Here is an 8495-nt window from a genome sequence, read left to right as displayed (position 1 = left end):
AATATGCCGGCGCCAAAATCGCTCACCATGGACCGCGCCGCCGGTCCACCGGTGAGGGTCAATTTCAAGCGCGCTTGTTTGGCGCTTTTGTCACCACTCACAAATTTGCGTTCTGTCCAAAGCGGTTCAGCGAGTTGTTCTGTTTCGTCTAATGTGAGAGGAACAAAAGCACCATCATCCAGTTGCATCTCGAGTGTAAAGGTTGCACCACCCGGCAAGAAGGTTTTGATATAACTCGTTAACCTTGCCTTTTCACCAAAGGCAAAAGCACGGGTGACATAATTGGCTTCCTTATGAATCTTTCCTGCAATCAATTGCACAGGAGCAAACAAGACGGGTGAGAGCTTTTCGGTGCCTTTGAGAATGGCGCGAAGCTTTACCTTTTCACTGATATATTCAGTAAGGCTTAGCAATTGAAAGGGAAGGAGTTGATAAACCGTGCCGTTGTTTCGTTCAATTTCAAAGATGACAGAACAATCGCTTGAAGGCAATTCAATGGCTGCACGTATTTGTAAATCAGAGCAGTCCACAAGATCAAAAGTGCCAAGATCAATGGTTTTTTCTGTTTGTGTATAGCGTGCGGCTAGCACTCGAAAGGCTAAAGCCTCATCTTGATGGGCGGTCCATGTCTGCGCATTGACAGAAGAAAAGCGTGGACCGGTCACGTAAGGGTGGCTTGAGACGTATCTCTGGTGTTCTGCATCAAAATCCCCAAGCTTTGCCAAGGAGACAGAATGATCAGCATCATCGGTTTTAAGTACAAAAGCGGTGAGACGATCATCGGGGACAAGGAGTGGTACATCATAGCGTGCCTCTGCCCACCCTAGCTTTGCGCCCTTCATAGAATAAAAGCTTTGCGCTTGAATATCGGCGGTCGGATAGCCATTTTCAGTAGTGACCAAATCAATCACCAGATCATGGTTTTGATTACCGATTTTGCAAAGATGAAAGTCAATTCCTGTGATTTGCCGTGTTTCATCGGGGGTAAAGACCTGCGCTTGTGGGTCCACTTGCGTCCATATCTTCACCGTGGTGGTGCGCCGCATCACTTTTACATCAATCACACCTTGACCGGTAAAAAGCCCCGTTGCAATGGTTCCCCCTTTTCCCCGTGCCACAACATTTTTTGTGCCAGCCGTAATGTTTTGTGGAATCTTAAAAGTGCCCTCAAAGGTGCCATAAGAATTGGCAAAAAGGGGATAATTCGGCAAGACATTCACACCATCAAAGGTGAAGCTTTTTAACTGTTCCCCTTTGCCAAAACCTTCAATTTTAAAGTGAAGAGTAATTTGTCTTAAAAAATCGATTTGTTCTTGATGTGCATTGACCAAGTCATCATGCACTTGTGTGTTACGAATGCTTTTCCCACGGTTTTGCCCCATGATGATCTGATTGGTGACACCAGAGAGCCAATCGGTGCGCTGTTCGTGCCAAAAGTCTGTCGCGGGGTCAAGGGTTACTGTACCAGGTAAGGTCGCAAAATTTTGATAAGGATTGATTTTTTCGCAAGCCGTTGTCAACTCTTGCGCAATGATCACTTCATTTGTCCAGTCAAGGGTGACAGGCGCTTTTAAAGGAGCAGTATAGAATGTTGGGTCAATGGCAAGCTGCAAAATGCCGTTGCCTACAGCCCCCGTTTGTTGAAAACCTTCATCTCTGTAACGATCATCAAGAAAGGGATCAGCGAACATGCCTTTTTTGGCAACAGGCTCTTTAGAGTCCACATTGCTTTTAATGCGCTCTAATTGCATGAGACGGTCAAGCGAAAGCACCCGTTGAAAATAGCGCCACATCTCATCATAAGGCGCAACCCGTGTGCCATCATTAACCACTACCGGCGTTTCAAGCCAATTGTTGGTGATCGTTGCAAGGGACAACACATCCTCAGGGACACTGGGTGCCATGGGGTGGTCTACTGATATACCTTTGATGTAAACCACATTACCCCCTGTGTTCAGTCCTATACGGTCAATGCGGGGCAATTTGTAAGTGTAACTGACAATAATATCACCACCTTGCGCTCCACCGGATACGGTAATTTCTTGTGCTGTCACTTTATCCGCTTTTATGCTAGCGCGGTATCGGTAGGTCACCGTATAGCTACTTCCCGCTAAAGGTTCGTTTCCCACGGGTGCCCAATCAATGGTGTCTCCGGTTTTTTTAAAATCTGTGCCTTCTTTAAATTCCTTGCTTCCTTGAACGACTTTGATAAACGCGGTGATGCTTTTATCGGGAACGCCATCACGCCCTGCGGTAACAGCTCCGCGGGTGACGTTAACGGTTTTTTCTTTTGTCAACAAAAGTGACTGAATATCGGCAACAGGAAAATAATAGGGTTTAAAGGTAAAACTTGTTTTTCCTTTTGGAGGCGCAAAAATATGCGTTTCGCTTGGAACAACGCTTGTCGAAAAATCTTGCATCTCTTCATGGCGCAAGGCGGCTAAGCGCTTGCGTTTAAAGCCATTGATATTGGCTTCTCCTTCTTGAATACTAAAGACTTGGCAACCGTTGTTTTGTCCCAATGCGCTCACACGGCAACCACTCACAATATAATGCCCATGGGCGCGGTCGTACGTCGCAATGGCTTGCATGGCTGGTTCAAGCAGTGAGGGCGATTTTTGATCAATCAGAACGCCATCTTGCAAAATATAAACCGGAAAGAAAGTCCCTTGCTGGTTATCTTCTTTGAGAGCCCAAACAAGTTTTGCAGTCTCTCGTGCGGCACCGGGCTCTCCTTCTGCCAAGCTGCCGGCAACTTGCCCCAACAGCTCTGGATCATCTTCATAGGTCACCCATTTCTTTTGTAGCTTGACACCAATTTCCACGCGCCCCATCATGGAAATATTCTCTAAGACAGCATTTGAGACGGGAAAGATATCGCCTGCGATATAAATCTTGCCCTCTGTTAAGGTAACGGTTTTTGTGTCTTTGTTGACAAAGGCATCAGCCCGTTCAACACGGTCTCCTTCTTTAGCCACAAGGCGTCCCAAACGGTCATGACGCCCCCTGATGATGGTTTGCATTTCATTCAATTCACCACTTTGAATGAAGGGACGCTGTCCATAAAACACCACGCTTTGTTGTTCATCTTTGCCTACGGATCTATCAATTGCAAAAGGTAAACCGCTTTCATGTTTCATGTTAAAACCTCAATAAAATTTTGAATTGTTCGCGAACATCAGCACGCAAAGGAATGTTGACCGGTGTTTTGAGAATTTCTACACCACCACGCAGTTCATGAGCCCCTAACCAAAGTTTTCCAGGAGGGGTTTGTTGTGTAAGAGAGCCATGAACGAGAAGGGAAACAGAGGCGGCTTGTTTGTCCTCAACATCATGAAAGTCTGTGCGGGCTGCCAGAAACAACAAAGTGCCGGTTGGGGAAGGGTTAAATCTGTTGCCACAATGGTTGTAAACACCCTCTAAAACCTGCTCTACAGGCGCTACAGCATAGCATCGGCGAAACCCAATCAGAGTGTTGTTTGCGTCTCTTAAAGCCAAATAAAGGGGACGGTTTTGGAACCATTCTGCCATAAGGATATCGCGTTCATGTTTTTTGACCGAACACCAAGGAAAATTCGCCAAATCCCATGGGTAATCAATTTGGTTCCAGCTTAACTCCTCATCCCCATCATCAATCCAATTGCCAATAAGCTTGCCTTCTTCTCTTGTGAGAACGCACTCTATTTCTGTTGTGCGTCCAAAGGAAAACAGTGTGCCTCCAGCTGTTAAGCGCACGCCACTCTCGAAGTCCAGCATGCTGTGATCAAGGCGTGACATATTGGCTTCCAAAGCTTGCACATCATACCCCGCAACACCACGGCGAAAATCAGAGCGCAAACTTTTGGAGAGATCTGTGATTGCTTCAATGGCTTTAAGGCTGCTTTGTTTAGGGAGGCTGTCAAAGTACAGTTGAAAGGAATTCCACCATGCGCGCCCCGTCCAGGCGGGTTGAAAGCATGCAGAAATCCCTAGCCATCTCAAACCCATCTCTATTGCCGCAAGGGAGCCACGTATCCTCTGCCATGCAAGCCCTTGGTCAATCAGATCATAGAGGTTTGGAACATAAGGTGTGAGTTCACCAAGTCCATATTCTTCAATCAGCCACGGCAAGAAACGGGGAGGGCGTGTGATCAGTTTTGCGCGTGAAATCCCCAAAACAGAACCATCAATATCTTGATGAAAATCGCAAGCATCAGCAAGGCGCTTTTCAAATTCTGTTGCGTTTGTGGGAAGGAGGGAACCAACCATTAGCGCGCACGCCCTTTGAAGTTTAAGGTGATTTTTCCAATCGATAAAACTTCTTCATCACAAACCGTACTGTCCCTTGTTGGTGTAATGGCGATCACTTTTTGGACACCAGCAATCATGAGTTTTGAAATCCACCACGACAAACTTAATTCACGACCAATGGCTTGTTCTTGTCTCCATGCTGCTCTTAAATTTGTTTCCATTGTTGTGAGAATTTTCAAAGATGTTTCTGGTAACAGCCAAACATCTGCTTCTAAATCCAGCACTTTTTTGACAGCAGCGTGAACAATGATTGTATCATTGGTCATGATGATATTTTTTCTGTGAAGAGCTTCTGAAACTGTTTGTATGAGATCTTCAGAGGCTGTTCCTTCTTCATTGTTGCCAAAAAGAGCAACATAGATAGTTGGGTCTTTGCCTTTACGGTAAACAATCGCATCCTTAACACGACTATCGCTTGAGAGAGCGATAAGCTTGTAATAGGGCTCTGTCCCGCTCCCATTGCCACCACGGGCATGAAGCTCTATGCGTTCACGATATCTCTCGTCACTTTCACCCTCCATGCGGGCAAGACCATGCCAGTTTCCTAAAGCATCAAGAGATTCACCGGTTGCAAAATCAAGAATGTTGTTGCGTGCCGCTTCGTTAATACGCTGTCTTAAAAGCAACTCTCGATAGCTAAAAGCCTCTATGACTTTTACAGCCGGATCACTTTCAAGAAGGGTATATTCCGGCAAAAGCTCTTTTAAATGGGCAAGAGCAGCAGCGCGTATTTCCTCAAAAGAAAGTTCTGTGATGATTTCCGGTTTTGCAAGCACTCCATTCATTTTATCAATAATCCTTCCATGGTAATGGGCTTGCCGGATGGCAAATAAATGCCTTCAAAGGACAAAGAAACTTGTCCAGCCTCAACCATTTTAAAATCAATTTTTTTCAGTTTAAAACGCGGTTCCCACTTGTCTAAAGCCTCAGCAACAGCAGCATAAAGAGCAACAGCAAAAGCATTATTAACCGGTGCATCAATAAGTTCAGCAATGCGTGAACCATAGTCACGCCGCATTACACGCGAACCAATCCGTGTTGACAAAATATCAAGTATTGATTGGCGCAAATGATCAATGCCGGTTAATGGCTTTCCTGTTGTGCGGTCCATTCCACTGTTCAATTGGGACCTCCTGTCATAGAACCGCCAGGGGAAACACCACCATGAACATGTGTTGCTCCTACATTGGTACCGTTATGCTTTAGTCCACTTGAATGAATGGAAACATTATTCCCAGAATGAAGAGAGAGACTATCATTCGAATTCAGTGAAACGCCACCACCTGCCTTCAAAGAGATGCTGCCTTTTGCGTTTAAATTTATATCGTTTTCTGAAACAATCTTTATACCTTCCGGTGCCGTAAGCTCTAGCTTGCCACCATCACCTTTTAGTGACACACCATCAGCGATTGTCAGGATAAATTTTCCACCGGATTTGATGTGAATTCCATAAGTGTTTTGTTCATCATCATATTCAAGGCTGGTTCCATCAGGGTATATCGTTCGGTGAATGCTGCCCTTATCGGCTGCTTGATTAGCATCGGTATGAATGGAGCCAACAATCACCCCTTGTGATAAATCTCCGGATGACGCGATAACAACCACTTGCTCTCCAATATCGCGCCCTTCATAAGAGCGTGTTTTACCGGCGCGGGCTTGGGTGTCTGGAATCCAGTCACTGACAAGATTGCCACTTTTTACCCGATAGCGTGCGTTTTTATGGTCGACATGGCTAATTTTTCCCACCACAACCATATTGGCCACACGTCTCTTTAGATCTGTGATTTCTTTATCGCGCCGCTCTAACATGTCCACCTTCAATTTTATGGTATTTATCCTCGTTTCCTACGCCTGTTTTTGGTTCAAAGCTTAAGAAAGGTTCAACGAGCCTTGCTGTTACACTGCCTTCTTCTTCATCCATGTTGGGGATATTTGTCACATAAATGACTTCAAAGGTTAAAATTGCACCATGGAGTGCTAGAGCGCCATTATCGCCAAAGGCAAAAGCAATATTTTGCAGGCGGCATGTCTCAACAATGTTGTTAAGATTGGGGTTGGCATGGAAAATCTCCTCCACTTCCCATGCTAATTGGTCAACAAAACGCGCTCCATCTTCACATGTCGCATAACATTCAACATCCACCGTTAAAACGCGTCGCCTTACTCCATAATCATAGCCATCTTCAATTGTTTCACTTTGTGTTGAGATATTAATTGCAGGCGTGTTCTCAACGGAAAAGTTGAAATCACGCATATTGAAAACATTGTCACCAGCTGCCGTCTTTGCTGTTTTAATCAATGCAACAAAGCTTTCCCTTATCGTCTCTCGCGGATGCATAAACGCTCCTGTTCAAACAAATTGATATTTAATTATTTTTATTGTATTTGTGGATACATTTTGATATACATTCGTTATGACAATAAATATCAAAATTCATGGCATAAATTGGGATGATGGTAACTGGCCCAAATGTGCTAAACATGGAGTTTCTAAAAAAGAAATTGAGTATTTATTCACTGAACCTGGAAATCTCGTCATAAAGAACGACCCAAACGTTGAAGAAGAACGTTTCAGAGCCATTGGAAGAACCTATAATGAACGATATATTTTTTTAGTTTTTACCTTAAGAACAATAGAGAACGAACTGTTTGTACGCCCTATTAGCGCTCGTTATATGCACCAAAAGGAGATTGATTTTTATGAAAACCTCTAAATTAAAACAAATGCCCGTTTTTAAGACAGATGAGGAAGCAGAAAACTTTGTTGATACTGCTGATCTTACAGATTATGACTTAACTGGTTTTAAGCCTGTTCATTTTGAATTCTTACCTAAAGAAGCGTCTATCAACATTCGGTTGCCTCAAGCGCTTATGAAGGCTTTAAAGGAAAAAGCTAAAAATCAAGCTATTCCTTACACACGCTATGTTAGGCATTTGATTGAACAGGATTTACGAAAAAGTCATCGTGGTTAGTCTATCCTTTATAGAAAATAACAGAAAGGATAAAGCATGAACAATAATCATTATATGTATCGTGTTTTGTGGTCACCAAAAGATGAAGAATATGTCGGATTGTGTGCAGAATTCCCATCCCTTTCATGGTTAGATGCTCAAGCAGAGAAAGCTTTAAAAGGCATTATGGACCTTGTTTCAGAAGTTGTTGAGGACATGCAGCATAACGGAGAAGAAGTTCCTGTGCCTTTGTCACATGACAAATGAAGTTGAAATCGTAGATTATCATTGATCTGTAGGAGGTCGAGATGAAAAATTATATAGCGATTCATCCCGGAGAAATTTTACGAGAGGAATATTTAAAAGAATATGCTCTCTCTGCTTATGCCCTTGCAAAAGCATTAAATGTTCCACGCACGAGAATAGAACGTATTGTTGCTGAAAATAGTCCAGTGACTCCCGATACAGCACTAAGATTAGCCTATTTTTTTGATACTACTGCTGAATTTTGGCTTAACATGCAAGCTGCTTATGACGTTAGTATCTTACAAACTGAAAAAGCAGATGAATTTGCCAAAATCAATAAATTTGAATGTAGGGTTTAACCACCTCCCCATCTTGAGAACGGGGAGGGGAGTTGTGTTTTTTTAATTAAGCAACCTTTTTAATGGGGCTCTCTAAATTTGGTTCATAAGTTCGCAACAAAGAATCCATGCTATGCGGTAACTCTGAAGCTCCAAAATCTGTAAGGATTGCCAAAATCTTTGTAATATTAGGCACGTCATTTTGAAGCTTTAAAATTAAAGTTTTTTCTACCGCATTCATAGTTTGAACCAGAGCACTACAATCTTTGTCACTCACATTTTCATCATTAGAAAATTGAGATAATGCTATCCACAAATCGCATAAGAAGTTAGTATCTATCTTCTTCATTGTACACCTCCATGGATTTGTTCTCTCAAACATGCCAATCCTCTAGATGTGATTTTCGTTGAAGGGAGCACCTTTTCTGTACCATCCGGTCTTTGAATGGTGATAGCAGGGCAATCCATGAATCCTTTCTTGATCTTATCCTGATAGGGCAACAGAGGCGCTCCTGGCGCTCGTCGATACACCCAATCATGTTTACGCAAGTAATCCGTTAAATCCTTAGGTCGTACCTCTAACATCTTTGCTGCTTCAATGAGACCGAACAAACCATCAGAACGCTTTAAGCCTTCCAAAGCTTCTGCTTTTGGTGCTAATTCTGCAAT

Annotated in this window: 11 protein-coding genes and 1 pseudogene; 4 read left to right on the top strand and 8 right to left on the bottom strand. The window is 43.4% G+C overall.

Going from position 1 to position 8495, the window contains the following annotated elements; translation table 11 throughout:
* The 6 genes from PVV60_RS08865 to PVV60_RS08840 form a co-directional block, all read right to left on the bottom strand.
* On the bottom strand, positions 1-3140 hold a 3140-nt coding region (locus PVV60_RS08865), incomplete at its 3' end, for a DUF4815 domain-containing protein (protein ID WP_273724383.1).
* A gap of 1 nt (position 3141) precedes the next feature.
* On the bottom strand, positions 3142-4248 hold the full coding sequence (locus PVV60_RS08860; protein ID WP_273724381.1) for a phage tail protein: 1107 nt from the start codon (positions 4246-4248) through the stop codon (positions 3142-3144).
* Positions 4248-5075, bottom strand: a complete 828-nt coding sequence (locus PVV60_RS08855) for a baseplate J/gp47 family protein (protein WP_273724379.1) — start codon at positions 5073-5075, stop codon at positions 4248-4250. Before PVV60_RS08855 ends, PVV60_RS08860 begins: the two co-directional genes overlap by 1 nt.
* Positions 5072-5413, bottom strand: coding sequence for a GPW/gp25 family protein (locus PVV60_RS08850; RefSeq protein ID WP_273724377.1), 342 nt, complete (start codon positions 5411-5413; stop codon positions 5072-5074). Before PVV60_RS08850 ends, PVV60_RS08855 begins: the two co-directional genes overlap by 4 nt.
* Positions 5410-6099 carry a phage baseplate assembly protein V gene (locus tag PVV60_RS08845; RefSeq protein ID WP_273724375.1) on the bottom strand — a complete coding sequence of 230 codons (690 nt, stop codon included), beginning with the start codon at positions 6097-6099 and terminating at the stop codon, positions 5410-5412. Before PVV60_RS08845 ends, PVV60_RS08850 begins: the two co-directional genes overlap by 4 nt.
* Positions 6080-6628 carry a hypothetical protein gene (locus tag PVV60_RS08840; protein ID WP_273724373.1) on the bottom strand — a complete coding sequence of 183 codons (549 nt, stop codon included), beginning with the start codon at positions 6626-6628 and terminating at the stop codon, positions 6080-6082. The genes PVV60_RS08845 and PVV60_RS08840 overlap by 20 nt, the downstream gene beginning before the upstream one ends.
* 76 nt (positions 6629-6704) lie before the next feature.
* Here PVV60_RS08840 and PVV60_RS08835 point away from each other — a divergent pair, with 76 nt between their 5' ends.
* The 4 genes and pseudogenes from PVV60_RS08835 (at position 6705) to PVV60_RS08820 (ending at position 7847) form a co-directional block, all read left to right on the top strand.
* Entirely contained in the window at positions 6705-7004 is a 300-nt protein-coding gene (locus tag PVV60_RS08835; protein ID WP_273724372.1) for a BrnT family toxin, read from the top strand.
* On the top strand, positions 6991-7263 hold the full coding sequence (locus PVV60_RS08830; protein ID WP_273724370.1) for a BrnA antitoxin family protein: 273 nt from the start codon (positions 6991-6993) through the stop codon (positions 7261-7263). The genes PVV60_RS08835 and PVV60_RS08830 overlap by 14 nt, the downstream gene beginning before the upstream one ends.
* A gap of 36 nt (positions 7264-7299) precedes the next feature.
* Positions 7300-7506 (top strand): annotated as a pseudogene (locus tag PVV60_RS08825) (toxin-antitoxin system HicB family antitoxin); the annotation flags it as partial.
* Between the two features lie 44 nt (positions 7507-7550).
* Positions 7551-7847: a HigA family addiction module antitoxin gene (locus PVV60_RS08820; protein ID WP_004861504.1), complete on the top strand. Its 297-nt coding sequence runs from the start codon at positions 7551-7553 to the stop codon at positions 7845-7847.
* A gap of 46 nt (positions 7848-7893) precedes the next feature.
* On the opposite strand, the gene PVV60_RS08815 is transcribed toward PVV60_RS08820, so the two are convergent.
* Together PVV60_RS08815 and PVV60_RS08810 are read right to left on the bottom strand one after the other, a co-directional pair.
* The gene (locus tag PVV60_RS08815; protein ID WP_273724367.1) at positions 7894-8175 is read right to left on the bottom strand and encodes a hypothetical protein; all 282 of its coding nucleotides are present in this window, start codon (positions 8173-8175) and stop codon (positions 7894-7896) included.
* A partial coding sequence (locus PVV60_RS08810; RefSeq protein ID WP_273724365.1) for a phage antirepressor KilAC domain-containing protein occupies positions 8172-8495 on the bottom strand: 324 nt, incomplete at its 5' end. The genes PVV60_RS08810 and PVV60_RS08815, both read right to left, overlap by 4 nt.

The organism is Bartonella sp. AU18XJBT (assembly GCF_028618595.1).
Lineage (GTDB): Bacteria > Pseudomonadota > Alphaproteobacteria > Rhizobiales > Rhizobiaceae > Bartonella.
The sequence above is the reverse complement of the archived record's forward strand: the minus strand, read 5'-3'. Positions and strand labels throughout refer to the sequence as shown.